Annotated in this window: 20 protein-coding genes, 1 tRNA gene and 1 pseudogene; 4 read left to right on the forward strand and 18 right to left on the reverse strand. The window is 59.2% G+C overall.

Annotated elements, in window-relative coordinates; genetic code table 11:
* Positions 1–3: 3 nt before the first annotated feature.
* Complete coding sequence (locus AACY08_RS13175) at positions 4–504, reverse strand: hypothetical protein (protein WP_339415392.1); 501 nt, start codon at positions 502–504, stop codon at positions 4–6.
* A 172-nt stretch (positions 505–676) separates the two neighbouring features.
* Here AACY08_RS13175 and AACY08_RS13180 point away from each other — a divergent pair.
* Positions 677–832, forward strand: a pseudogene (locus tag AACY08_RS13180) (tyrosine-type recombinase/integrase); the annotation flags it as partial.
* Positions 833–996: 164 nt separating this feature from the next.
* Here the strand turns inward: AACY08_RS13180 and AACY08_RS13185 are convergent.
* The 5 genes from AACY08_RS13185 to rpsU all read right to left on the reverse strand — a co-directional run bounded on the left by AACY08_RS13185 (position 997) and on the right by rpsU (position 9504).
* A tRNA-Ile gene (locus AACY08_RS13185) sits at positions 997–1073 on the reverse strand.
* A 15-nt stretch (positions 1074–1088) separates the two neighbouring features.
* Positions 1089–4832 carry an EAL domain-containing protein gene (locus AACY08_RS13190; protein ID WP_339469793.1) on the reverse strand — a complete coding sequence of 1248 codons (3744 nt, stop codon included), beginning with the start codon at positions 4830–4832 and terminating at the stop codon, positions 1089–1091.
* Positions 4833–4953: 121 nt separating this feature from the next.
* Entirely contained in the window at positions 4954–6804 is a 1851-nt protein-coding gene (rpoD, locus tag AACY08_RS13195) for an RNA polymerase sigma factor RpoD (RefSeq protein ID WP_339469795.1), read from the reverse strand.
* A 67-nt stretch (positions 6805–6871) separates the two neighbouring features.
* On the reverse strand, positions 6872–8842 hold the full coding sequence (gene dnaG / locus AACY08_RS13200; RefSeq protein WP_339469796.1) for a DNA primase: 1971 nt from the start codon (positions 8840–8842) through the stop codon (positions 6872–6874).
* 446 nt (positions 8843–9288) lie between these two features.
* Complete coding sequence (rpsU, locus tag AACY08_RS13205; protein ID WP_002551877.1) at positions 9289–9504, reverse strand: 30S ribosomal protein S21; 216 nt, start codon at positions 9502–9504, stop codon at positions 9289–9291.
* A 202-nt stretch (positions 9505–9706) separates the two neighbouring features.
* On the opposite strand from rpsU, the gene tsaD reads away from it, so the two are divergent.
* The gene (tsaD, locus tag AACY08_RS13210; protein WP_065871797.1) at positions 9707–10732 is read left to right on the forward strand and encodes a tRNA (adenosine(37)-N6)-threonylcarbamoyltransferase complex transferase subunit TsaD; all 1026 of its coding nucleotides are present in this window, start codon (positions 9707–9709) and stop codon (positions 10730–10732) included.
* A gap of 33 nt (positions 10733–10765) precedes the next feature.
* Here the strand turns inward: tsaD and plsY are convergent, their stop codons facing one another.
* On the reverse strand, positions 10766–11335 hold the full coding sequence (plsY, locus tag AACY08_RS13215; RefSeq protein ID WP_339469797.1) for a glycerol-3-phosphate 1-O-acyltransferase PlsY: 570 nt from the start codon (positions 11333–11335) through the stop codon (positions 10766–10768).
* Positions 11336–11409: 74 nt separating this feature from the next.
* Between plsY and folB the strand changes: the two genes are divergently transcribed.
* Positions 11410–11763 carry a dihydroneopterin aldolase gene (gene folB / locus AACY08_RS13220; RefSeq protein ID WP_032883867.1) on the forward strand — a complete coding sequence of 118 codons (354 nt, stop codon included), beginning with the start codon at positions 11410–11412 and terminating at the stop codon, positions 11761–11763.
* Positions 11754–12272, forward strand: coding sequence for a 2-amino-4-hydroxy-6-hydroxymethyldihydropteridine diphosphokinase (folK, locus tag AACY08_RS13225; protein ID WP_339469798.1), 519 nt, complete (start codon positions 11754–11756; stop codon positions 12270–12272). Before folB ends, folK begins: the two co-directional genes overlap by 10 nt.
* 55 nt (positions 12273–12327) lie before the next feature.
* Here the strand turns inward: folK and AACY08_RS13230 are convergent, their stop codons facing one another.
* From AACY08_RS13230 to AACY08_RS13280, 11 genes are all read right to left on the reverse strand, one after another.
* Positions 12328–13557 (reverse strand): multifunctional CCA addition/repair protein, encoded by a 1230-nt coding sequence (locus AACY08_RS13230; protein WP_339469799.1) that lies wholly within the window; start codon positions 13555–13557, stop codon positions 12328–12330.
* A 63-nt stretch (positions 13558–13620) separates the two neighbouring features.
* Positions 13621–15186, reverse strand: coding sequence for a SpoVR family protein (locus tag AACY08_RS13235; protein WP_049711259.1), 1566 nt, complete (start codon positions 15184–15186; stop codon positions 13621–13623).
* A complete protein-coding gene (locus tag AACY08_RS13240; protein ID WP_339415415.1) occupies positions 15183–16454 on the reverse strand; it encodes a YeaH/YhbH family protein in 1272 nt (423 codons plus the stop codon). Before AACY08_RS13240 ends, AACY08_RS13235 begins: the two co-directional genes overlap by 4 nt.
* Before the next feature lie 123 nt (positions 16455–16577).
* Positions 16578–18500, reverse strand: a complete 1923-nt coding sequence (locus AACY08_RS13245; RefSeq protein ID WP_003194732.1) for a PrkA family serine protein kinase — start codon at positions 18498–18500, stop codon at positions 16578–16580.
* Between the two features lie 284 nt (positions 18501–18784).
* Positions 18785–19114, reverse strand: coding sequence for a thiosulfate sulfurtransferase GlpE (glpE, locus tag AACY08_RS13250; protein WP_065871790.1), 330 nt, complete (start codon positions 19112–19114; stop codon positions 18785–18787).
* Between the two features lie 9 nt (positions 19115–19123).
* Positions 19124–19963, reverse strand: coding sequence for a symmetrical bis(5'-nucleosyl)-tetraphosphatase (locus AACY08_RS13255; RefSeq protein ID WP_339469801.1), 840 nt, complete (start codon positions 19961–19963; stop codon positions 19124–19126).
* Positions 19963–20343: a Co2+/Mg2+ efflux protein ApaG gene (apaG, locus tag AACY08_RS13260; RefSeq protein WP_339415418.1), complete on the reverse strand. Its 381-nt coding sequence runs from the start codon at positions 20341–20343 to the stop codon at positions 19963–19965. Before apaG ends, AACY08_RS13255 begins: the two co-directional genes overlap by 1 nt.
* Positions 20344–20449: 106 nt before the next feature.
* Complete coding sequence (rsmA, locus tag AACY08_RS13265; protein WP_339469802.1) at positions 20450–21262, reverse strand: 16S rRNA (adenine(1518)-N(6)/adenine(1519)-N(6))-dimethyltransferase RsmA; 813 nt, start codon at positions 21260–21262, stop codon at positions 20450–20452.
* Entirely contained in the window at positions 21259–22248 is a 990-nt protein-coding gene (gene pdxA / locus AACY08_RS13270; protein ID WP_339469804.1) for a 4-hydroxythreonine-4-phosphate dehydrogenase PdxA, read from the reverse strand. Before pdxA ends, rsmA begins: the two co-directional genes overlap by 4 nt.
* Entirely contained in the window at positions 22245–23585 is a 1341-nt protein-coding gene (locus AACY08_RS13275) for a peptidylprolyl isomerase (RefSeq protein ID WP_339469806.1), read from the reverse strand. The genes pdxA and AACY08_RS13275 overlap by 4 nt, the downstream gene beginning before the upstream one ends.
* Positions 23560–26370 (reverse strand): LPS-assembly protein LptD, encoded by a 2811-nt coding sequence (locus AACY08_RS13280; RefSeq protein ID WP_339469807.1) that lies wholly within the window; start codon positions 26368–26370, stop codon positions 23560–23562. The genes AACY08_RS13275 and AACY08_RS13280 overlap by 26 nt, the downstream gene beginning before the upstream one ends.
* Between the last annotated feature and the right edge of the window lie 98 nt (positions 26371–26468).

Consider the following 26468-nt stretch of genomic DNA (forward strand, 5'->3'; position numbering starts at 1 on the left):
TCCTCAGACCTTGATGACCAGCGTCACGACAGAGCGCTGTGGGCCAATCCCGCCATGGACCTCTCCCTCGATGCTGACCAGCACGTCACCTGCATGCAGGTTCGGCAGGGCCCCTTTGAGGTACCAGTTGACACCTGTCGTCACCACTGCACCTGAAGCCCAGCCAATGAGCGGCCCGCCCAACGCACCTACCTTGCCGGCAACGCCACCTGAGGCCGCAGCAATTCCCTTGGCGACGTTGCCCCGCATAGTGCTGATAGCATCGGCCTGCTGCCGGGTGAGGGGATTGGAAATGCAGACTTTCAGCAGGCATGGCAGGTTTCGAGCCTGCATTCGGTCGTACATATCGACGACCATGCCGTTAACTTGGTAATGGGCGCGTTTCGCTTCGCCAAAGTGCAACTCGCGCAGGCGACCTCGGTCGCTTTCCATGAGGGTGATTTGAGACAGATTGAAGACGATCCCTTCCGCGGACCTGTACTGCGTGGTCTTCTCAAACTTCATGCGCGTATCCATTCGTGCAAAAAGACGATGATTTTCTACACGCGGTGACTAAGATGCAAATGGTCTTTGATGTAAGGCCCCGGGGAATTTGACGTCTGCACGGGCCTCATCGCCAGCAAGCCAACTCCCCGTTAACAACACATCGAGCGCGTCGGTTTTGGAGACGTTAGGTGTGTTACGCCATACTTTCGCCAGTCACTACATGATGACTGGTGGCGACATCCTGACGCTGCAGCGTGTGCTTGGGCATTCGACCTTGGCCATGACTCAACAGTACGCGCACTTCAGCCCTGGACACATGGCAGAGGTCGTTTCGTTAAACCCTTAGCGGGCATTTTCGAGAAGGATCATGATTAAAAAGTGGCCGAGAATTCAGCCGTCGAAAAATGAGATTGGACGAATCTTGGACGGAACCACTTTTTTGCAATGTTTCGGCTTGAGCTTTCCAAGCCCTAGAAACGACGAAAGCCACGCAGTGCGTGGCTTTCAAAGTGGTGGGCCCAGTAGGACTCGAACCTACGACCAAGGGATTATGAGTCCCCTGCTCTAACCAACTGAGCTATAGGCCCTCAGTAGGTCGCGGATTATAGCGATGGTTTCCCCGCTGTGCTATCCGAAAAATCCTTAATGCTCATACGAAGAAAGGTCGAGGCAAAAAGCTCGGGCGGTAGCGGCAGGCTGACGATGTAGCCTTGCATCTGTTCGCAGCCTTCGGCAGCCAGGAAGGCTTGCTGTGCCGGGTTCTCCACGCCTTCGGCGATGATAGTGAATTGCATGCTGTGGCCCAGGGCGATAATGGCGCGCACGATCGCTGCGTCGTGGGGGTCGTCGGGCAGGCCGCGGACGAAGGATTGATCGATCTTGAGGAAGTCCAGCGGCAGGCGTTTGAGGTAGCTGAGGGATGAATAGCCGGTGCCAAAATCATCGATGGCCAGTTGTACGCCCAGGTCTTTGAGCTGGTGCAGTACCTCCAGCGCTTCTTCGGCCTGGCTCATGATGAAGTTCTCGGTGATCTCCAGTTGCAGGCAGCCTGGTTCGAGCCGGTAGTCGTGCAATAGCTGTTCGATGCGAGCCAGCAAGCTGGGGTGACGCAGTTGGGCGCCGGCCAGGTTGACCGACAGGGGGCCAAATGCGTCGAAAGTGCCTTGCCAGGCATGCATTTGTCGGCAGGCCTGTTCCAGCACCCAGTCACCGATCTGCAGGATCATGCCGTTCTCTTCGGCGAGGGCAATGAAGTGTTCGGGCGGCACGTCGCCAAAGGTGGGATGGCGCCAGCGGAGCAGCGCTTCGGCGCCGATCAGTGCTTGAGTATTCAGGCTCAGTTTTGGCTGGTAGTACAGGGTCAGTTCATCGCGCTCGATGGCGCGGCGCAGTTCATGTTCGAGTGCCACGCGTTCGTTGGCCTGCGCAGTAAGGTCGCGGGTATAGCTTTCGACCCGGTTACGTCCCTTGGCCTTGGAGCGGTACATCGCAGCGTCGGCATTTTTGACCAGCGTCGCGACGTCGGTACCGTCCTGCGGGTACAGGCTGGTGCCGATGCTGGCGCTGATGAAGAACTCGTGTTCACCTGCCTGGAAGGGTGGGGTGAAGCAGGCCAGCAGTTTATTGGCCAGGTATTGGGCATCGCTGGGGTGCTGCAGGCCGGGGAGCAGGATGATGAACTCGTCGCCGCCCAGGCGAGCAACGGTGTCGATGTCGCGCAGTTGTTCCTTGAGGCGCGCCGCGACGTCTTTGAGCAGCAAGTCGCCGATCGGGTGGCCGAGGCTGTCGTTGATGTGTTTGAAACGGTCCAGATCGAGAAACAGTACGGCTCCCTGTTTGCCGGTTTCTTGATGCCCATTGAGGGCGACCAGCAATCGGTTTTCGAACAAAGTGCGGTTGGGCAGGCCGGTCAATGGATCGTGATGCGCCTGGTAATCGAGGCGGGCCTGGGCAAGCTTGAGGCTGGAGATGTCGGCAAACACCGCGACGAAGTGCGTGATCAACTGATCGCGATTACGCACGGCGCTGATCGTCAGCCAGCTGGGGTACAGCTCGCCGTTCTTGCGTCGGTTGGAGATCTCGCCCTGCCAATGCCCTTGAGCTGTCAGTTGGTGCCACATCGCCGCGTAGAAGGCGCTGTCATGCAGGCCGGAGGCAAGCAGGCGCGGCGTATGGCCGAGGGCTTCGGCCTCGCTGTAGCCGGTTATCTCGGTGAAGGCGCGGTTGACGGCGCTGATGTTCTGTCGGATATCAGTGATCAAGACGCCTTCGGCCGTGCTTTCGAACACCGTGGCGGCCTGTTGCAGTTTTTCCTGCATCAGTTGGCGTTCGGTGATGTCCCGCGCAATGGTCAGCATGCAGTCTTCGTCGCCGATAGGCAGTGGGCGGCTGGACAACTCGCACAGGCGAATCTGCCCATCGTTGCGACGAATATGGCAGATGAAATCACGCACAAAGCCATCGCGCTGCATCAGTTCCAGCATGTGTTTGCGTTCGTTGAGGTCGACCCAGATGCCCAGGTCCAGGGTTGATTGGTCGAGGGATGTTGCGCTGGTGAAGCCCGTGATTCGACTGAAACCATCGTTCACTTCAATCAACAGTCCATCGCTCTGTCGGCTCAGCAGCAAGCCGTCGGGCGAGGCGTGGAAGGCCTTGGCGAATTTCTCTTCGGAGGTTTGCAGTTGTTGCTGGGTTTCCTTGAGTTGAGTGATGTCTCGCACCGCCACCACGATGGCCTCGGTGGTGTCCAATTGGAACGGCTCGGCGGAAATCAGCCCGATGAAGGCTTGGCCATTGCTGCGCAGAAAGGGCATTTCGAGGTTGCGGATGCTGGTGGTCTGCACCCGTTGCAGCAGGTCGGGGCCGACACCCTGGATGCCCCAGATATTCAGTTCGGTGGCGGTTTTGCCGACGACCTGTTCCGCCGTCAGGCCAATCTGGTCTTCGAACGCTTTGTTCACCTCCAGCAAGCAGCCATCAGACAGCCGTGCGATCACTAGCATGTCTGGGCATTGCTGGAACACCGAGGCGAATTTTTGCTCGGACAGTTGCAAGGCTTCTTCAGTGCGCTTGGCCTCGCTGATATCGATCATCAAGCCGCGCAGTACGGGCTCATGGCCGTGCTCGATCAGGCTGACGATGTCGCGCACCCACAAGCAGCGCCCATCTGCGGTGATCACCCGGTAGTCGACGCTGTGGTCGCGATTGGCCCGGGTTTCCTGGTAGCAGTAGGCTTCGGTGCGGATCAGGTCGGCAGGGTGAATGATGTTGCGCCAGAACCCCGGGATCAGCCAGTGGGCGCGCGGATAACCCAGTAATTCCTCAGCGTGGGGCGAAACATAGCTGTAGGTGAAGTCGGTGATACTGGCTTCCCAGGCGATGGCGGACAGGCTTTCCACCAAGCCGCGATAGTGATATTCGCTGCTGCGCAGTTGCTGTTCGAGGGCGACGCGTCGGGAAATTTCCGAACTGAGCCGACGATTGATCCGAATCACCACGGCCAGCACGGTGCTCAGCAACAGTACCGCAGGCAGGCCGTAAGTCAGCAGATCCCTCCAGAAGGTGCGGTGGTCGGTAAAGCTACCGACCCAATGTTGTTGGATCGCATCGGTTTCGTCCGGGCTGAGGTCGGCCAGTACCTTATCGAGGATGCCCACCAGTACTTTGTTGTCGCGCGGTACGCCCATCGCCAGTTGGTAGCGGTAGGGCGTTTCACCGCTGACGTACAAACCGTCGAGCTTGAGTTGGCGCAGGCTCCAGACACTTGAGGCCAGGTCGCCGACCACCGCATCCACCTCATCGGTGGCTAAGGCTTGCAGGGTCGAGCTGACATTCGGCATGGCCACCAGGTTGAGGTCGGGATGTTGGGTGCGGAGCAACTCATGGGGCGCGTAGTTTTCCACAACGGCAATCTTCAATCCGTAGAGGTCCTTAAGGGTGCGTGGTTTCGCGCCGCCTTCGTGGGCCAGGATGACGATGGGGAAATCAAGGTACGGGCGGGTAAACGCCATGTAGCGCTGGCGTTCCGGCGTGGACATGATGCCAGGCAGCAGGTCGATTTGGTTGTTCCGGGCCTGCTCCAGCAAGGCGCTCCAGTTCGCCGGCTCAATCAACTTGACCCGCACGCCGAGGCGATCCTGGATCAGGCGCACGTAATCCGCCGCCAGGCCTTGGTAGCGGCCATCTTCGTCATGGTATTCAAAGGGTGGCCATGACGCGTCCACTCCCAGGCGCAACTCCTGATGGTCCGCCAGCCAGCCGCGCTCATCATCGCTAAGACTCAACGCGCCAGCCGTTGCGGTCCAGGTCAGCAGCCACAGTAAAAACACAGCCGGCAGTCTGGGCATAACGGTCTCGTTATGGCACGGGGAATGTTTCGAGTGTAGACGGGCATTACGGGGGAGGGGGATTACGGAAGGTTTTATCGATACAAAACAAAACCCCCGGCCTGGGCCGGGGGTTTTGGTATCACTCGTCGAGGAAGGAGCGCAGATGCTCGCTTCGCGTCGGGTGGCGCAACTTGCGCAGCGCCTTGGCTTCGATCTGACGGATCCGTTCACGGGTCACGTCAAACTGCTTACCGACTTCCTCAAGGGTGTGGTCGGTATTCATGTCGATGCCGAAACGCATGCGCAGTACCTTGGCTTCACGAGCAGTGAGGCCGGAGAGTACGTCGCGAGTCGCTTCCTTAAGGCTCTCAACGGTGGCGACATCGATTGGCGACTGCATAGTCGAGTCTTCGATGAAGTCACCCAGATGGGAGTCTTCGTCATCACCAATCGGCGTTTCCATGGAGATCGGCTCTTTAGCGATCTTCAATACCTTGCGGATTTTGTCCTCAGGCATTTCCATGCGTTCGCCCAGCTCTTCCGGGGTCGGTTCACGACCCATTTCCTGCAACATCTGCCGGGAAATGCGGTTCAGCTTGTTGATGGTCTCGATCATGTGCACCGGAATACGTATGGTGCGGGCCTGGTCGGCGATCGAGCGAGTGATCGCCTGACGGATCCACCAAGTGGCATAAGTCGAGAACTTGTAGCCACGACGGTATTCAAACTTGTCCACAGCCTTCATCAAGCCGATGTTGCCTTCCTGGATCAAGTCGAGGAATTGCAGGCCACGGTTGGTGTACTTCTTGGCGATGGAGATCACCAGACGCAAGTTCGCTTCGACCATCTCTTTCTTCGCGCGGCGGGCCTTGGCCTCACCGATCGACATGCGACGGTTGATGTCCTTGATCTCGGCAACCGTCAGACCGGTTTCGGTCTGCAGTGCGATCAGCTTTTGCTGGCAGCGAATGATGTCCGGCTGCAGGCGACCAATGGCTTCGGCGTATTTGCCTTTGCCTTTGGCGAGGCCGTCGGACCAGCTTTCGTCAGCTTCGTTGCCCGGGAACTGGCGCAGGAAGTCGGCACGCGGCATGCGCGCATCACGGACACAGAGCTGCATGATCGCACGCTCTTGTGCACGCAGACGCTCAAGGGCACTGCGAACACGCTCAACCAGGCCTTCGAATTGCTTCGGTACCAGCTTGATCGGCATGAACAGTTCGGCCAGCGCCACCAGCTCGGCAATAACCAGCTTATTGCTGCGACCGTGCTTTTTCAGCGCCTTGCGGGTGATTTCCATTTGATCGGAAACCGCACCGAAACGCTGGGCAGCCACGATCGGATCCGGACCGCTTTCAACTTCATCTTCGTCGTCGCTGCTGGCTTCGGCATCGTCGTCTTCGGAATCGTCGTCGGCTTTCGCCGCTTTCGGGTCGACAGGCGGCGGCACTTCGGCGGCAGGCGGCGCAATGCCGTCGTCCGGATCGATGTAGCCACTCAGCACGTCGGACAGGCGACCACCTTCGGTGGTGACGCGGGTGTACTCGGAGAGAATATGGTCAACCGTGCCAGGGAAGTGCGCGATTGCGCCCATCACTTCACGGATGCCCTCTTCGATACGCTTGGCGATTTCGATTTCGCCTTCGCGTGTCAGCAGCTCGACGGTACCCATTTCACGCATATACATGCGCACAGGGTCGGTGGTTCGACCGATATCGGTCTCCACAGCAGCCAGCGCGGCAGCAGCTTCTTCAGCTGCAGCCTCGTCGGTATCGGCGTCCGCCAGCATAAGAGAATCCTTATCTGGCGCAGCTTCGAATACGTTGATCCCCATGTCGTTAATCATGCGGATGATGTCTTCCACCTGCTCTGGATCTGAAATATCCTCAGGCAGGTGGTCGTTGACCTCCGCGTAAGTCAGGTAACCCTGCTCACGACCGAGAACGATCAACTCTTTGATACGAGACTGCTGTTGCGCTTTTCCGGACATAACACCCTATCCACTGAAGGTCTTGGCGGGCAAAAAACAAGCCGAGGATTATACCCGAGCTATGACCTCACACGCCAGCTGAGGTCGGGTTTGATGCGGAAACATTCTGTTTTAAGAGGTCGCGCATCTGTTTTGCTATCTGATTTTGCTCTTCAGCCGATAATCCAGGCTGCCTTGCTCTCTTGATGAGTTCATCGAGGGTCTGCGTGTGCTGACCCGCAGATAACCTAGTAATGGTGTCTAAAAACTGTTGTTCAAGGTTATCGCCGTCAATTAGCCACTCCTTTTCCGCGAGTGCTTTCAATAGGCGGCCTTGTTCGGTGCCATGCCAACGAGCCATCAGCTGAATTGAGTTTAGCTTAGGGTTTTTCTGTACCGCCTCGATCAAGGCGATCAGCACCTGAGCGTAGGTGTTGCTCGCGTTGGCAAAATGGTCGGCGCTCTCGACCTTGCCCGCCAGTTGCGGGTGATGGATGAGCGTACGCAACGCAATGAGCGTTGGCGCTTCTACGGCCACAGGCGTTCGCGGGGCGAAGGCCTCATCGCGATCACCGCGTTTGCCGTTCTTGCTCCAGGGTTTGTTGTCCCATTTCTTGCCGCCGGCGCCGGGCTTCTTCGGTGTCCACTCCTGCTGGGGCGTGTAGGCCTCCTGCGGTTGGTGGAAGTCGGAGTAGTCCGGCATAGCGTCGTAATCTATGCCTGGGTCATAGGTCGGCGGCGCCTCCTGCGGTGCGTTGTGCACCAGCTGGCTGACGGCTTCGCCGCTCAGTCCAGTAATTTCCAGCAGGCGCATGCGCATCAGTGATTTCAGGTTGGCGCCTGGGACTTTATCGATCAGCGGCGCCGCGAGGGTGGCCATGTGGGCCTTGCCTTCGAGGGAGCGCGGGTCGGCCTCTTCGGTCAGTTGCTGGAAAAAATAGTCTGCCAGGGGCTGTGCATGTTGATTGATGCGCGCGCGGAACGCGTCGGTGCCTTCGGAGCGCACCAAGGTGTCCGGGTCTTCGCCTTCAGGCAGGAACAGGAAGCGTGCCCGACGCCCGTCCTGCAGGCTCGACAGCGTTGCTTCAAGCGCGCGCCAGGCGGCGTTGCGGCCGGCCTGATCACCGTCAAAGCAGAACAATACGCTGGGCACCACGCGAAACAGGCGTTTCATGTGCTCTTCGCTGGTGGCGGTGCCGAGTGTGGCCACGGCGTTGCGCAGGCCCTGTTGGGCGAGCGCGATCACGTCCATATAGCCTTCAACCACGATGATCTCATCGAGGTTGCGGTTGTTCTTGCGCGCCTCGAACAGGCCGTAGAGTTCCTGGCCTTTGTGGAATACCGCGGTTTCCGGGGAGTTCAGGTACTTGGGCTTGTCATCCCCCAGTACTCGACCACCAAAGGCGATGATGCGGCCACGGCTGTCGCGGATCGGGAACATCACGCGGTCGCGGAAGCGGTCATAGCGTTTGCCGGTTTCGGCGTTTTCCACCAGCAGGCCGGCGTCGATCATGGCTTTTTGCTGGAGAGTGTCGCTGCTCAAGTGCTTGTACAGGTTGTCCCAGCCGGGCGGGGCGAAGCCGAGGCCGAAGTCACGGGCGATTTCACCGGTGAGGCCGCGGCCCTTGAGGTAGTCGACGGCGGCTTTGCGCTGCGGATGGCTTTTAAGCGCCTGACGGTAGAAGTCGGCAGCGGCGGTCAGCAGTGGGTACAGCGGCGAATCAGTGGGTTGCCGCGGTTTGTGCGGTCGGCCACTTTCTTCGCGAGGGATTTCCATGCCGGCAGCTTTCGCCAGGTCCTCGATCGCCTGGGGGAAATCCAGGTTGTCGTGGTCCATGAGAAAGCCCAGGGCGTTACCGCCTGCGCCGCAACCGAAGCAGTAGTAGAACTGTTTGTCGGGGCTGACGCTGAACGATGGGGTTTTCTCTTTGTGGAACGGGCAGCAGGCGGTGTAGTTCTTGCCGGCTTTTTTCAGTTGCACGCGCGAGCTGACAACATCGACGATGTCGGTGCGGTTCAGAAGGTCGTCAATAAAGCTCTGGGGAATTAGCCCGGCCATGGCGTTCTCGTCATCACTGCGTGTAAATGAGGGCCCGCTAAGTGCTCAAGCGCACGTATCGTGTGGCTCGATCATCGGTTGTCTGCTTGGGCTTTCAGGAAGTGTATCTGCCGATCATTCACTGACGTTAATTTCAATCAGGTTTTCGGCATGGAAATGTTGCCCTGGCCTCCGGTCTTGGCCAATGGCGGGCCTCGGAAGCGCATTGTCGGGCACAGTCGATACAGTTGATCGCCTGCTTGAATAATAAGTGTGCGCGTCAGTAGCCTTGTTAGGCTCGTCAGAAGAGACGTGCACCGCTGGCAAAAGAGCCAGTCCTGACGTGTGAAGCAGTTGTCTCAGTCGCATGTGCGGCGTCAACAGTGAAGCATCAAGCGATATCCGAAAATGCCATTAGCCCGGCTGAGGGCCGGGCTTGGCAGAAGCTTGCTACGGACGTCTGTGTATTAGTACAGACGAACGGCGCGGCGCTGTTCGCGCTGAACTTTCTTGGCGTGACGCTTAACAGCGGCTGCTGCTTTACGCTTACGCTCAGAAGTTGGCTTCTCATAAAATTCGCGGCTACGAACTTCAGCCAGTACACCGGCTTTTTCGCAGGAGCGCTTGAAACGACGCAGAGCTACGTCGAAGGGTTCGTTCTCTTTAACTTTGACGGCTGGCATCCAGAGCTACCTTCTTTCATTACCGGGATCAACGTTCTCGTCGCAAAAAATTCGCGGCTGAGGTCGTCGGTTTTTAAGGGTTGCGGATGTTAACCCCTCATTGCCCGGAATGCAAAGCCTCTGATCGAAAACCGCTAGTCGGGAGGGGGAGTGGCGACTATTATGCGCGCCTTCGAATCTAGCCTCTACAAGGCGCAAACCCATGCTAGTACTGGGACTTGAAACCTCCTGCGACGAAACCGGTGTCGCACTTTACGACAGTGAACGCGGGCTCTTGGCCGATGCGCTGTTCAGTCAGATCGACCTGCACCGCGCCTATGGCGGCGTTGTGCCGGAGCTGGCCAGCCGTGATCACGTCAAACGCATGCTGCCCCTGATTCGCCAGGTGCTGGATGAGGCCGGTTGCGTGCCGACCGAGATCGACGCGATCGCCTACACCGCTGGCCCTGGATTGGTCGGAGCCCTGCTGGTTGGGGCCTCTTGCGCCCAGGCGCTGGCTTTTGCCTGGGGTATTCCAGCCCTCGGTGTGCACCATATGGAAGGCCATTTATTGGCGCCCATGCTGGAAAAAACGCCACCAGAGTTCCCGTTCGTCGCTTTGTTGGTTTCCGGCGGCCATACGCAACTGGTTCAGGTGGATGGAATCGGCCAATACACCCTTTTGGGTGAGTCCTTGGATGACGCCGCCGGTGAGGCGTTCGACAAGACCGCGAAGATGATGGGCCTCAATTATCCCGGCGGCCCGGAAATCGCCCGTCTTGCCGAAAAAGGCGTTGCCGGCCGTTATACCTTCCCACGCCCGATGTGCGATCGGCCTGGCCTGATGTTCAGTTTCAGTGGTTTGAAAACCTCGGCGCTGAACACCTGGCAGCAAAGCGTCAGCGCCGGGGACGACAGTGAGCAAGCCCGTTGCGACATCGCGCTGGCGTTCCAGCAGGCGGTGGTGGAGACTTTGACCATCAAGTGCAAGCGCGCCCTGAAACAGGCGGGCATGAAGCGCCTGGTGATCGCAGGCGGCGTCAGTGCCAACAAGGCGTTGCGCACGTCACTGGAAAAAATGCTCGGCGAGATGAAGGGCGACGTTTTCTACGCGCGGCCAGAGTTTTGCACCGACAATGGCGCGATGATCGCCTATGCCGGTTGCCAACGCTTACAGGCGGGTCAGCACGAAAGCCTGGCGATCAGTGTGCAGGCGCGCTGGCCGATGGAGCAGTTGTCGCCGCTGTAGGGCCGCAACGTGAGCCGGGCTCATCGAACGTATTTAAAAATGCCGTTCGCGCCCGGCAAACAGGTCGCGTAAATTGCCCCGGTGGCGCCAGACGATCAGCAGTGTCAGTGCGCTCATCGGCAACAACGCCGCCGGTTCTTGCCAGGCCAACAGCGGAAGGGTGAGCGGGGTGGCGATCAGCGCGGCGAGTGAGCTGGTGCGGGTCAGGTAGAACGTCAGGAGCCAGGCAAGTACGGCCAGCAACGCCGCCGGTGGGTAAATCCCCAGCAGCATGCCGGCTGCCGTGGCGACGCCTTTGCCACCGCGAAAGCGGAAGTACAGTGGAAACAGATGGCCGAGGACGGCGCATATGCCGATCCAGGCCTGTTGTTGCAGGGTAAGGCCGGCGAGGCTGGCGATCAGCACGGGCAGCAAGCCCTTGCATACGTCGCCCAGCAGCGTGAGTACGGCGAGCTTCTTACCTGCCAGGCGCAACATATTGGTGGCGCCGGCATTGCCTGAGCCACTCATTCGCGGATCGGGATTTCCCGTCAGGCGGCTGAGCAAAATGGCGAAGGACAGCGAGCCGAGCAGGTAGGCGAGGATCGCCAGTGACCAAAACATGCTAACTATTCCGGGCGAGGACGCCCTGATTCTAACGGGGCATTGCGCCCTTGTCGTGCTGCGGAGAAGAGTGCTTGGACAGAGTGTTTATCGAAGGCCTGGAAGTCGACACCGTCATCGGGGCCTACGACTGGGAGCGCGGAATACGCCAATGCCTGCGCCTGGACCTGAGCTTCGCCTGGGATAACCGCCCGGCCGCCGCTGGCGATGACCTGACCCTGGCACTGGATTACGCCAGCGTGTCCGCTCGCATCCAGGCATTTGCCGAGCAATCCCAGTACCAGTTGGTGGAAACCTTCGCCGAGCGCCTGGCGCAAGTACTGATGAGTGAGTTCCAGATTCCTTGGCTGCACCTCAAGTTGACCAAGCCGGGGGCCGTGCCGGCTGCCAAGGGTGTGGGCGTGGAGATCGAGCGCGGATGTCGCTAACTCAGGTATACCTTGGCCTAGGCAGCAATATCGAGCGCGAATCTCATCTGCGCGCCGGCCTTGACGCGCTGGCGAGCTTTTTGACGGATGTGCGCTGCTCGCCAGTGTTCGAAAGCCAGCCGGTGGGCATCAAGAGCGGTCCGTTCTTCAATCTGGTGGTCTCGGCCTACACCGACCTGCCGCTGATTGAGCTGGATCGCCGGTTGAAATTCATCGAGGCCGATAATGGTCGCTATGCACCGGACCGCAAGGGCCTGCCGCTGGATATCGATGTGCTGCTGTACGGCGAGCTGGTGGGTAACTTCGATGGTTTGGTCCTGCCGCGTGCAGAGATCCTGAAAAACGCGTTTGTGCTGTGGCCGCTGTCGTTGATGGCGCCAGAGCGTGTGCATCCTGAAGTGGGCAAGACCCTGGCTGAGTTATGGCGCAATGCGCAAATCGACCAAGTGCTCGCGCCTGTCGGGTTTGAATGGCAAGGCCAGCAACTCACCCCAGACGCGCTCTTGTAGGCGCCGAGCTTGCTGTGGTGAGGGAGCAAGCGCCCTCACCACAGGAGGGCCGCGTCTAGGAAATAGGCTGTTCTTTGTAGGCCTTCAGCGCTTTCAAGCGTTCGCGTTTGAGCGCTTCACCCAGTTCCGGGCCTTTGAAGCCTTTTTCCAGCAGTGGTGCCACCGGCACTTCGCGCGCCGCCTTCGACGCCCCGCGCAAATAATCCGCCTGTGGATAACTTCGCTGCTCTAAGCCTTTTCGGCCTCGGGCATCCATCTCGCACGCAACCACAAACTCTTCAAAGCGCTGCGGCCGCCGGTAAACGTCGAAACTTTGCAGCAATTCCAGCAGCGTCGAGGCTTTCAACTCCAGCGCCCGATGGCCGTGGGTGTGATATTGGCCCACCAGCAGCGCCAGCTCCTGGCAGTCCTTCGGTACTTTGAAGCGTTCATTGACGGCCTTGATCAGCTTCAAGCCGGTGTGTTCGTGAGCAATATGCTGCGGTAACTTATCCACCGGCGTCAGGCCCTTGCCCAAGTCATGCAGCAGGCAGGCCCAACGTACGGTCAGCGGCTGTTTATGCAGGGCGGCCTGTTCCAGCACGCTCAAAGTGTGTATGCCCGTGTCGATTTCGGGGTGATGGGCTTCAGGTTGCGGTACGCCGAACAGTGCATCGACTTCGGGCATCAAGGTTTTCAATGCATTGCAGTCGCGCAGTACTTGGATAAACACCTGGGGCTGGTCTTCCATCAGCGCTCGGGAGATTTCTTTCCAGCTGCGCTCAGGCGTCAGGGCTTCCAGTTCGCCGGATTCGCTGAGTTGACGCATCAGCGCCAGTGTTTCCGGAGCGACCGTAAAACCCAGGTGCGCGTAACGTGCAGCAAAGCGCGCAACGCGGAGTACTCGTAGCGGATCTTCGGCGAACGCCGGGGAAACGTGGCGCAGGATGCGCGCTTCAAGATCATGCTGGCCATGATAAGGGTCGGTCAAATTACCCTCATCGTCTTCCGCCATGGCGTTGATGGTCAGGTCGCGACGGATCAGGTCTTCTTCCAGCGTCACCTCTGGGCTCGCATGAAACACAAAGCCGCCATAACCCCGGCCACTCTTGCGCTCTGTGCGGGCAAGGGCGTATTCATCGCCATTTTTCGGGTCGAGAAACACGGGGAAGTCAGCGCCGACGGGTTTGAAACCTTTGGCCAGCATCTCTTCGGTGGTCGCCCCCACGACGACGCGGTCAACATCGGTGACCTTGATGCCCAGCAGGCGGTCACGCACGGCACCGCCGACTTTGTAGATTTTCATGAAAAAGCCTCCATTAGCCGCACAGGATACCGCCTGTGCCTAGCCAATGGAGGCTTTGCTGTTTCAGAGATGAACGACGGCCAGGTCCAGTCGGCCGTAGTCGTTGTCGCCATGCTCGCTGCGCGGCGGTACATGGTGAGTCTTCATCACTTGGTCGCCCTGCAGCGTTTCCAAATGAATGTCGAAGCCCCATAGGCGGTGCAGGTGCTTGAGTACTTCCTCGGTGGATTCGCCCAGGGGTTTGCGGTCATGTTGCTGGTGGCGCAAGGTCAACGAGCGATCGCCGCGCACATCGATGCTGTAGATCTGCACATTGGGCTCGCGGTTGCCCAGGTTGTACTGCGCCGCCAGCGTTTCGCGGATGGTGCGGTAGCCGGGCTCGTCGTGGATGGCTGGTACCACTAGGTCATCCTTGAGGTCGTCATCCATGATGCTGAACAGCTTGAGGTCCCGAATCACCTGGGGTGACAGGTACTGCAGGATAAAACTCTCGTCCTTGAAACTGCTCATGGCGAACTTGATGGTGGACAACCAATCGGTGCCAGCGATTTCCGGGAACCAGCGGCGGTCTTCTTCGGTAGGGTGTTCGCACATACGCCGGATATCGCGGTACATGGCGAAGCCCAGTGCGTAGGGGTTGATACCACTGTAATACGGGCTGTCGAACCCCGGCTGAAACACCACGCTGGTGTGGGAGGTGAGGAACTCCATCATGAAACCGTCAGTGACCAGGCCTTCGTCGTACAGGTCGTTCATCAGCGTGTAGTGCCAGAACGTCGCCCAGCCTTCGTTCATCACTTGGGTCTGGCGCTGTGGATAAAAATACTGGGCGATCTTACGTACGATGCGCACGATTTCCCGTTGCCAGGGCTCCAGCAGTGGTGCGTGTTTTTCCAGAAAGTACAGGATGTTTTCCTGAGGTTCGGCGGGGAAGCGCGCATTGTCCTTGTCGCTGTTTTTCCCGGCACGTTTTGGAATGGTGCGCCACAGGTCGTTGATCTGTTTTTGCAGGTGCTCCTCGCGTTCCTTCTGGCGCAGGCGTTCTTCTTCGGCGGAAATCGGGTAGGGCCGTTTGTAGCGGTCGACCCCGTAGTTCATCAGCGCATGGCAAGAGTCGAGCAAGTCTTCCACCGCATCAATGCCGTGGCGTTCCTCGCATTGCATGATGTACTGCTTGGCGAACACCAGGTAATCAATGATTGAGCTGGCATCGGTCCAGGTGCGGAACAGGTAGTTGCCCTTGAAGAAGCTGTTGTGTCCGTAGCAGGCATGGGCCACTACCAGCGCCTGCATGCAGATGGTGTTTTCTTCCATCAGGTAGGCAATGCACGGGTCGGAGTTGATCACGATCTCGTACGCCAAGCCCATCTGGCCTCGGGTGTAGGACTTCTCGGTGCTGAGAAAGTGTTTGCCGTAGGACCAATGGTGATATCCCAACGGCATGCCGACAGAGGCGTAGGCATCCATCATCTGTTCCGCGGTGATCACTTCGATCTGGTTGGGGTAGGTGTCCAGGGCATAACCCGCCGCGATGCGGCTGATTTCCCGGTCATAGGCCTGGATCAGTTCAAAGGTCCACTCGGAGCCCGTGGATATGGGTTGGCGCTTATGCTCTTTTTTGGCGGTCATGTCACTAACCTGCGCTGGAAGAGTTCACGGAAGACCGGGTAGATATCGCCGGCCGAGACCAGTTGCTGCTGGGCGAATGTGTCGGCAAAGGCTTCGCCAATGCGCTCGTATTCGAACCACAGGGCCTGATGCTCACGGGGGGTGATTTCAACGTAAGTGTAGTACTGCACGAACGGCATAATCTGGTTGATCAGGATGTCGCGGCAGATGGGCGAGTCGTCGTTCCAGTTGTCACCGTCCGAGGCCTGGGCCGCGTAGATGTTCCACTCGTTGGCGGGGTAGCGCTCGGCCATGATCTCCTGCATCAGCTTCAAGGCACTGGAGACGATGGTCCCGCCCGTTTCCCGTGAGTAGAAAAACTCCTCCTCGTCGACCTCCCGCGCGCTGGTGTGGTGGCGGATGAACACTACGTCGATCTTGTCGTAGTTCCGCTTGAGAAACAGGTAAAGCAGGATAAAGAAGCGCTTGGCGATGTCCTTGGTGGCCTGGGTCATGGAGCCGGATACGTCCATCAGGCAGAACATCACTGCCTTGGAGCTGGGGTTGGGTTGTTTGACCAGCAAGTTGTATTTCAAGTCAAAGGTGTCTAGGAATGGCACACGATGAATGCGCGCACTGAGTTTCTCGATTTCCGCCTCGATTTGCTGAATGTCGCCGAAGTTGTCCGGTTCCTCACGTTTCAAACGCGCCAGCTCTTCCTTGGCATCTCTCAGTTTGGCGCGGCTGCTGCCAGACAGTGCGATGCGCCGCGCGTGGGCCGAGCGCAGGGTACGGATGATATTGATGCGGGAAGGGTTGCCCTCGTTGCTGATCCCGGCGCGAACGGTCTTGAAGGTGTCGGTGCCGGTCAGGTTGCGCTTGACCAGATTAGGCAGCTCCAGGTCCTCGAACATGAATTCGAGAAATTCTTCCTGAGTGATCTGGAACACGAACTCGTCCATGCCTTCGCCGGAATTGCCCGCCTTGCCAGGGCCTTTACCGCCGCCACCGCCTTGTGGGCGCTGGATGTGCTCGCCGGTGGTGAATTCCTTGTTGCCCGGATGCACGACGGTCTGTTTGCCGCCCCGGCCGTGGTGCAGCACCGGTTCGTCGATGTCCCGTCCGGGAATGCTGATTTGCTCGCCATGCTCCATATCCGTAATGGAGCGGCGGCTGATGGCCTCCTCGACGGCTTTTTTGATGTGGTCACGGTAACGCCGCAGGAAACGCTGGCGGTTTACCGTGCTCTTGTTCTTGCCATTGAGGCGTCGGTCGATCACATAGCTCATAGGCCCCTCCGGGGAGCTTCAAGTCGTAAGCTACAAGCCGCAAGTCAAAGCCCATCAATTCCGCGAAACCACGGGTTCAATAGCTTTTCTCTTGCGGCTTTCAGCTAGAAGCTTGCAGCTGCTTCACTGCGATTTCCGGACCCGTAGGTACCATTCCGAAAGAAGCCGTACCTGTTTGTCGGTGTAGCCGCGCTCGACCATTCGTGTGACGAAGTCGTTGTGCTTTTGCTGATCCTCCTTGCTGGCCTTGGCGTTGAAGCTGATGACCGGCAGCAGATCCTCGGTGTTGGAGAACATCTTCTTCTCGATGACCACTCGCAGTTTCTCGTAGCTGAGCCAAGTCGGGTTCTTGCCATTGTTGTTGGCCCGGGCGCGCAGCACGAAGTTGACGATTTCGTTGCGGAAATCCTTCGGATTGCTGATGCCGGCCGGTTTCTCAATTTTCTCAAGCTCCTCGTTGAGTGCGACGCGGTTGAGGATCTCGCCGGTTTCCGGGTCGCGGTATTCCTGGTCCTGGATCCAGAAGTCGGCGTACAGCACGTAACGGTCGAAGATGTTCTGGCCGTACTCGCTGTAGGACTCCAGGTACGCGGTCTGGATTTCCTTGCCGATGAATTCGATGTAGCGCGGCGCCAGGTACTCCTTGAGGAATCGCAGGTAGCGCTCGCGGGTTTCCGCCTGAAATTGCTCCTGTTCGATCTGCTGTTCCAGCACGTAAAGCAGGTGCACCGGGTTGGCGGCGATTTCGTGGGGGTCAAAGTTGAAGACCTTGGACAGGATTTTGAACGCGAAGCGCGTCGACAGGCCGTTCATGCCCTCGTCCACACCCGCCGTGTCGCGGTATTCCTGGATCGACTTGGCCTTGGGATCGGTGTCCTTGAGGTTTTCACCGTCGTACACGCGCATCTTCGAATAGATATTCGAGTTCTCCGGCTCCTTGAGGCGCGACAGCACGGTGAACTGGGCGAGCATCTTCAGGGTGTCGGGTGCGCAATGGGCCTTGGCCAGGGAGCTGTTGAACAGCAGTTTGTCGTAGATCTTGATTTCATCACTGACGCGCAGGCAGTACGGCACCTTGACGATGTAGATCCGATCGATGAAGGCTTCGTTATTCTTGTTGTTACGGAAGGTGTGCCATTCCGATTCATTGGAGTGGGCCAGCAAGATTCCGGTGAACGGAATCGCGCCCAGCCCTTCAGTGCTGTTGTAGTTGCCTTCCTGGGTCGCGGTAAGCAGTGGGTGCAGCACCTTGATCGGCGCCTTGAACATCTCCACGAACTCCATCAGGCCCTGGTTGGCGCGGCACAGTGCGCCTGAATAGCTGTAGGCGTCGGCGTCGTTTTGCGGGAATTCTTCGAGTTTACGGATATCGACCTTGCCCACCAGTGCCGAGATATCCTGGTTGTTCTCGTCACCCGGTTCGGTCTTGGCCACGCCGATCTGGTTGAGGATGGACGGGTAGAGTTTCACCACGCGGAACTGGCTGATGTCACCGCCGAATTCGGCCAGGCGCTTGGTGGCCCAGGGCGACATGATGGTGTTGAGGTAACGACGCGGGATGCCGAAGTCTTCTTCGAGGATTGCGCCATCTTCCGTGGCGTTGAACAGGCCCAGGGGCGACTCGAAGACCGGTGAGCCCTTGATGGCGTAGAAGGGCACCTTCTCGATCAGTTGTTTGAGTTTTTCGGCCAGGGACGACTTACCGCCGCCGACGGGGCCGAGCAGGTAGAGGATCTGTTTCTTCTCTTCCAGGCCCTGGGCGGCGTGGCGGAAGTAGGAGACGATCTGGTCAATGCACTCTTCCATGCCGTGGAAGTCTTCAAAGGCCGGATAACGGCGGATCACCTTGTTGGAGAATATTCGCGACAGCCGCGAGTTGTTGGCGGTTTCCACCAGCTCCGGCTCGCCAATTGCCAGTAGCAGGCGTTCGGCGGCAGACGCGTAGGTGCTGCGGTCCTGTTTGCACAGCTCGAGATACTCTTGCAGTGTGAGTTCTTCTTGCTGTGTGGACGCGAAGCGTTGTTGGAAGTGGCTAAAGATACTCATGACGTCGTCACCTCGCTCGATACGTGGAGCCGACGCCGGATCAATCAGTCGATGCTGGCAGACATTGGCAGACGCCAATGACTGTTTTCCCCCCAAACACCCTGAAACACTACCGATGACCCGCACGCCGGTGTACCGGCTCTCCCCTGATTCGGATGGCCTGCGCTTAAGGATAGTTCGGAATCGGAGAGGTCAAGGCGCGATGCGCAATTAGTTTGGCTGCGCCGTTCGTCAGAAACGGCGCGAGCCCAAGCGTCACGCGGGGTAGCGGGGTGTTAAAAAAATTATTGCGAATTGCCTGAAGAAATTTCCGCAGGATAAGTCGCACGCCACAGTTCAAAGCCGCCATCCAGGCTATAGACGTCGGAGAAGCCCTGGCTGATCAGATAGGCCGCAGCGCTTTGGCTGGAGTTGCCGTGGTAGCAGGCCACGATTACGGGCGCGTCGAGGTCGGCGGCGCGGATGAAATCGGCGATGTTGACGTTGTCCAGGTGCTGGGCGCCGCGGATGTGGGCGGCCAGATAAGTCGGCTGGTCACGGATGTCGACCACTACGGCGCCTTTCTCGCGCAGGGCCTGGGCTTGTTCGGGAGGGATACGTTTGAATTCGCTCATGGCGGGCTCCTAGGGCTTGGCGGTGATAGGTTGGGGCGGTTCGCACTGGCAGCTCTGGCGCTCGCCGGTATCGATATTCATCAGGGTCATGGCGCCGCCCCACACGCAACCGGTGTCGAGGGCGAACACGCCGGGCTCATCGCATTGGCCTTCAAGTGCCGCCCAGTGACCGAAAATGATCTGGGTGTCGCGGGCCTTGCGGTCCTTGTGCGCGAACCAGGGCTTGTAACCCGGCAATGCGGTGTCGGCGCCTTCCTTGCTTTTGAGGTCCAGCTTGCCCTCGGCGGTGCAGAAGCGCATGCGCGTGAAGTAGTTGGTGATCACCCGCAGGCGTGCAACGCCGGTGAGGTCGTTGTCCCACTTCACCGGCTCGTTGCCGTACATGCCGTCGAGGTAGGCGGTGTACAGAGTGTCATCGGCCAGCGCGCTTTCGACTTCGGCGGCGCACTTGAGGGCTTTCTTCAGTGTCCACTGGGGCGGGATGCCAGCATGGACCAAGGCCATATTGCAGCCTTCGTCGTAATGCAGGATTTTTTGCCGGCGAAGCCAGTCGAGCAACTCGGTGCGATCTGGTGCTTCGAGGATTTCCCGCAGGGTATCGCCCTTTTTCAGACGCTCAATGTTATGGGCGGCCGCGAGCAGATGCAGGTCGTGGTTGCCCAATACGCACACCAGGGAATCGCGCAGGCTATATAAGTAGCGCAACGTCTCGAGGGACTCGGGGCCGCGATTGACCAGGTCACCGACCAGCCACAGGCGATCTTTCGCTGGGTCGAAGGCCACGCGGTCAAGCAGGCACTTGAGGGGCTCCAGGCACCCTTGCAGGTCTCCGACCGCATAGGTCGCCATCAGTGCAGGGCTCCCGGCACGGCGAGGCGGAAGGGCGGGATGATGGCGTCGAACAATTTACCGTCGGTGGCCTTCATCTGATAGGAGCCCTGCATGGTGCCGACTTTGGAGGTCATCACCGTGCCGCTGCTGTAGGTGTGGCTCGCGCCGATGTCGATCAGCGGTTGCTGGCCTACCACGCCTGCGCCGCGTACTTCTTCGACCTGGCCGTCACCGTCGGTGATCACCCAGTGGCGGGACAGCAGCTTGGCCGGCACCAGCCCGTTGTTTTTCACCGTGATGGTGTAGGCAAAGGCGAAGCGGTTATGTTCAGGTTGCGATTGGTCCGCCAGGAAGCGGGTGACGACGCTGACGTCGATCTGGTAGCGAGGATCGGACATGCAAGAGGCCTTAAAAGCAAAAGCGGAGGACAGCAGATGCGGGTCAGTCTAGGCCAAGAGCGGGGCACTAGGCCAGACATGGTGTCTGGCCCAGGTACGGCCGACTTCAGCCCGCGGCTGGCGCAGGCTGGATGGCAAGCTGGTCGGCCAGGCGCACGAACGCCGCGAGGTCCAGTTGCTCTGGGCGCAGGCTGCCGTCGACACCAGCAGCTTCGATTTCAGCGGTGCTCAAGAGGTTCTTGAGTGTATTGCGCAAGGTTTTGCGGCGCTGGTTGAACGCTTCGCGTACGACGCGCTCCAGCAATTTGTGATCCTTGGCCGGGTGGGGCAGCACGGCGTGAGGCACCAGGCGCACGATGGCCGAGTCGACCTTCGGCGGTGGGTTGAACGCGCCGGGCCCGACGTTGAACAGGTGTTCGACGCGGCAGTGGTACTGAACCATGATCGACAAACGACCCCAATCGCCACCACCAGGCCCTGCAGCCAGGCGCTCGACCACTTCCTTTTGCAGCATGAAGTGCATGTCGCGGATGATCCCGGCGTTGTTCAGCAGGTGGAAGATCAGCGGCGTGGAGATGTTGTATGGCAGGTTGCCCACCACCCGCAGGCTGTTGGGCGCTGCGTTGAGGCTGTTGAAGTCAAACTTCAGTGCATCGCCCTGGTGCAGGTTGAAGTTCGGCTTGTCAGCGAACTGCTGGTTGAGGATCGGGATCAGGTCCTTGTCCAACTCAACCACATCCAGTTGGCCGCCACTGTTAAGCAGACCTTTGGTCAGTGCGCCCTGGCCCGGGCCGATTTCCAGCAGACGGTCTTCGGGCTTGGCATGGATAGAGCGCAGGATACGGTCGATCACGCCAGCGTCATGCAGGAAGTTTTGCCCGAAGCGCTTACGCGCCCGGTGTTGGTAATGCTCGGTCATATACGGGTCTCGGCCATCTGATAGGCGGTTTCCAGGGCCACGTGCAGGCTGCCGGTATCGATCTTGCCGCTGCCCGCCAGGTCCAGGGCAGTGCCATGGTCGACGGACGTCCGGATGATCGGCAGGCCCAGTGTCACGTTGACGGCGGCGCCGAAGCCTTTGTATTTAAGCACCGGCAGCCCCTGGTCGTGGTACATCGCCAGCACTGCGTCGCAGTGCTCCAGATATTTGGGGGTAAACAGAGTGTCCGCAGGCAGTGGGCCACGCAGGTCCATGCCTTCTTGGCGCAGACGCTCCAAGGTTGGTTCGATGATGTCGATTTCTTCATGGCCCAAGTGGCCGCCTTCACCCGCGTGGGGGTTGAGCCCACAGACCAGGATGCGCGGTTGGGCAATGCCGAATTTCTGTTGCAGGTCGGCATGCAGGATGCGCGTCACACGCTCCAAACGTTCGGCAGTGATGGCGTCCGCAATCTCACGCAGGGGCAGGTGCGTGGTCACCAAGGCGACTCGCAGGCCGCGCGTGGACAGCATCATGACGACTTGAGCGGTGTGGGTCAGCTCGGCGAGGAATTCGGTATGGCCGGAAAAGGCGATGCCAGACTCATTGATCACGCCCTTGTGCACTGGGGCGGTGATCATGCCGGCGAAGTCGCCGTCGATGCAGCCTTGCCCTGCGCGAGTCAGGGTTTCCAGCACGAACGCCGCATTGGCCTTGTCCAGTTGCCCGGCCACTACCTTGGCCTGCAGCGGCGTGTCCCACACATACAAGCTGCCGGCGGGAGCGGGCAGGTCGGGCCAGTAACCCGGCGCCACGTCCAGCAAATTGACGGCCACACCCAGTTGCGCGGCCCGCTCGAGGAGCAGGTCGCGGCTGGTAATGGCGATCAGGGGGTATGGCTGGGATTGCGAGGCGAGCAGCAGGCACAGGTCAGGACCAATGCCGGCCGGCTCGCCGGGTGTCACCGCGAAACGCTGGGGTTTCACTGAGTAGCCTGGTCGGTGCCTGTTTGCTCGGCGCCTGGCAGCTTGTTCTCAACGTAGGCTTCGTCGCGGATCTGACGCAGCCAGGTTTGCAGCTCTTCGTCGTATTTTCGGTTACGCAATACGTTCAGTGCTTGTTGCTCGCGGGCCTGGCTGGTGTTGTCGGTGGCGCGACGGCCAAGGACTTCCAGCACATGCCAGCCATATTGGGTCTTGAACGGCTTGGACAGCACACCTTGCGGAGTATCGGCCATCACTTGCTGGAACTCTGGCACCAAGGCTTTCGGGTCGATCCAGTTCAGGTCGCCGCCGTTGAGAGCAGAACCCGGGTCTTCCGAGAAGCTTTTGGCCAGGGTGGCGAAGTCTTCACCGCTTTCGATGCGGTCATAGATCTTCTGGGCCAGTTCCTTGGTTTGGGCTTCGGTGCGGATTTCGCTTGGTTTGACCAGGATGTGACGAACGTGTACTTCGTCTTTCAGCGAGGTCTCGCCACCGCGTTTTTCCAGCAACTTGAGAATGATGAAACCGCCTGGGGTACGGGCTGGCTGAGTAATGCCACCCACTTCCATAGCGCTCAGCTCGCGGTCGAACGGTGGAGGCAACTGAGCAGCCTTACGCCAGCCCATATCACCGCCTTCGAGGGCGTTGTCGCTGCCCGACTGGGCGATCGCCATTTGGGCGAAGTCAGCACCGGCCTTCAAACGATCATAAATAGCCTGGGTTTTAGCGGCGGCTGCATTGAGCTGCTCGGAGTTCGAGCTGTCCGGTGTCGGGATCAGGATGTTGGCCAGGTGCAGTTCTTCGGAAAGCTGCATCTTGCCAAGGTCCGACGCCAGAAAGTTCTTCACTTCCTGCTCGGACACTTGAACCCGCTCGGCGACACGGCGCTGACGCACACGGCTGATGATCATTTCACGGCGGATCTGGTCACGGGCGTCCTCATAGGACAAACCGTCGTGGGCCAGTGCTGCACGGAACTGATCAATGCTCATATTGTTGCGCTGGGCAATGGTGCCTACCGCCTGGTTCAGTTCCTCGTCCGAAATACGGATGCCGGAACGATCACCGATCTGCAATTGCAGGTTTTCGACGATCAGGCGCTCCAGAACCTGTTGGTCCAAGACGCTGGTCGGTGGCACGCCACCGCCACGTTTGGCGATGGTTTGCTGGACTTCCTTGACGCGTTGGTCCAGTTGGCTCTGCATGATCACGTCGTTATCGACGATGGCCACTACCTTATCCAGCTGTTGAACCGCAGCGTGTGCCGATGCGGTCCCCAGGAACAGCGCGCCCAGCACTAGCGGGCGCAGACAATCAGAAAGCTTGGTTTTCACGTTCACGATAACCTTCAATGCCTTTGTCGAGGAAGCTCTCTACCTTGGCGCCGGTCAGGCCGCCGAGTCCTTTGAGGACGATCTGCAGGAAGAGCCCGTGGTCACCCTTTTCGTTAAGCGGGGCGATCTGGCTGTATTCGTCGTTGGAAACCCAGTAGCGGTTGATGACGCGCAGTTTCCAGCAGCAGTTGTCGTACTCGAAACCACCGAAGGCTTCCAGCGTACGGTTGCGAGCGTAGTCATACTGCCAGCGGGTGATCAGGTTCCACTGAGGAATGATCGGCCACATCATCGAGAAGTCGTGTTGCTGGATTTTGTAGTAATCCTTCACGAAGTTCGCGTCGCCTGGCTGGCCGTAGTCACCGCCGAACTGCCATTTGCCGGTCAGCTGGTTGTAGACGACCTGGTCGTTACGATAGCGATAACCGACGTTGATGATCTTGTTCGGGTTGTCTTCCGGCTGGTAGTGAAGCATCGCGCTGCCGGAACGAGGACTGTGTTCCTCGGTGTCCCAGTTGTAGTCGGCCGTGGCGCGCCAATCGCGGTTGAAGCGGAACTCGTAGTCCAGGGCGACTGGCGATACGTCCGACTGTGCATCGGCACGGTCGGCGGCGAGGATGCCCGGCAGTTGAACTTCACGATCCTTGAAGTACAGCGCCTGGCCCACGGCTACGCGCTGACGCTCGAAACCGTTGTCTTCGATCCAGCGGCTGGTCAAGCCCAGCGACAGCTTGTTCTCGTCGCCGATACGGTCGGAGCCGCTGAAACGGTTGTCGCGGAACAACGACGCGTAGCTGAACGAGTACTCGCTGGTGTCGAAGACCGGGATGTCAGCCTGGTCCTTGTTCGGCACATACAGGTAGAACGCACGTGGTTCGAGGGTCTGGCGGTAGTCTTTGCCGAACCAGTTGGTATTGCGGTCGAAGTACAGGCCGCTGTCGACGCTGGCCACCGGAACCGCACGGTCCTGGGAGCTTTTGAACGTGCCGCCTGCGTACGGGTTGGCCGGGGTGGCTGCAGCTTGAGCGGCAATGATGTCGTTCTTGCCAATGCTGTCCAGGTCCAGATCGTACTTGGTGTAGACGTACTTGAGTTTCGGCGTAACAAAGCCGTAGGTCCAGTTCATCGGGTATTCGACGGCCGGCGCTACGTTCAGGCGAGTACCGTTCGCGCGGGTCAGGCCCGTGACGTAGGTATCCAGGCGGCGTGTTGCTACGCCATCCTGATCCTTGAAGAATCCGTTCTCCAGGTCACGGTCGAAGCGCACGGCTTCGGTCTCGTAGCTGAAGTTCAGGCCGCCAGGGTGGTATGGCAGCTGACCGTTGAAGGTGATCTGCGGCAGGCGGTCATACGGGGTGATCTGGGAGATCGTTGCCAACTGGTAGGCCTGAAGGTTCAGGCGAGCCTGGAAGGTGTCACCGCGATACGTCACGGAACCCTGCTGGTTGACGTAGTCTCGGCTTTCGACGCCTTCCTGGTTGGACTTGAGGTCCTGGAAGAAGTAAGGGTCGCTGATCGTTGTGTAGTCGACCTGGGTCATTACACGCGAATCCAACCCGCCCTTGTGTTGCCAGTTGAGCATGTAGCGGGTTTTTTCGTAATCGGTCTGCTTGCTGCGCTCGTCGTTGTCGTCGTTCAGGTACGCGCCGCCGAACTGGCCTTCGCTAGACTTGGTGAGGTAGCGGAATTCGCCTTCCATCATCATGCCGCGCTTGGTCATGTATTGCGGGTACAACGTGGCGTCGTAGTTTGGCGCCAGGTTGAAGTAGTAAGGCGTAACCAGGGTAAAGCCGTTTTCGCTGCCGCTGCTGAAGCTCGGTGGCAGGAAGCCGGATTGACGACGGTCGTCGATCGGGAAATAGATGTAAGGGGTGTACAGGATCGGGATGTTCTTGATCCGCAATGTCGCGTTGGTCGCCGTACCGAAGCCGGTTGCCGGGTTCAACGTGATGTTGTTGCCTCGCAGCTGCCAGGCGTTGCTGTCTGGCTCGCACGTCGTGTACGTGCCGTCCTTGAGACGGATGATCGCGTTTTCGGCACGCTTGGCGTACAGCGCGTTACCGCGGATACGCGACTTGTGCAGCACGTATTCGGCGTTGTCGATCTGGGCGGCGCCGGTGTCGAGTTGCACTTCGGCATGGTCGCCGACGATCAGTGCACCGTTGTCGCGCAGACGGACTTTGCCATTCAGCTCGCCACGGTTCTCGGCCTGGTACAGGCTGGCTTCTTCGGACTCCATCTGCATGCTGCCCTGGCGCATGACGACGTCACCGGCCAGGGTCGCGACTTGCGACTCCTGCTCGTAACGCGAGGCTTTGGCACCGATGAAGGTGGGCGCATCGCTCTTGTTCGTCTTGTCGTTCATGCCAGGACGAATCGGCTCGATGTACGCACCGCCGCAATACGGGCCGGTTTCGGCCAACTGCGCTGCGGTCAGCTTGTCGCGCGGTACCCAGTCCAGGTGGCTGTAGTCGGCGCTGCGCGAGCGCAGGCCACGGCCCTTGGAGTCGGTGACCAGTGCGGTCTGCGGCACGGCCTCGGCTTTGCCGCCAGCCTCGGCTTGCGCCGTGCTGTTGGCGGAGCTGACGGCTGCGCCGTCATGCACCGGGCGTGGTGGCAGAGGGGCTGCGGCGGTTTTCGGCGCGCAATCCCAGGCACCCGAAGCAGAGACTGAGCAGTCATACTGTTCCGCGGCGACCACGAATGAGGTGGCGAAGGGTTGCAAGGCCAGCAGACTGCCGGTTACCAGCAACGGAAATTTTCTACGAAACGCGGGGGATTTCAATGCCATCTTATTAGTCCGGGCTTCCTGCGTGCCATCTGCCCGCGGTTTGGGCCGCACGCCTCTCGATGGTCTGAAAAAGATGCGTGATAATAAAGCATGCCCCG

Origin of the sequence: Pseudomonas sp. EL_65y_Pfl1_R83, from assembly GCF_963970695.1 — a bacterium.
GTDB lineage: Bacteria > Pseudomonadota > Gammaproteobacteria > Pseudomonadales > Pseudomonadaceae > Aquipseudomonas > Aquipseudomonas tritici.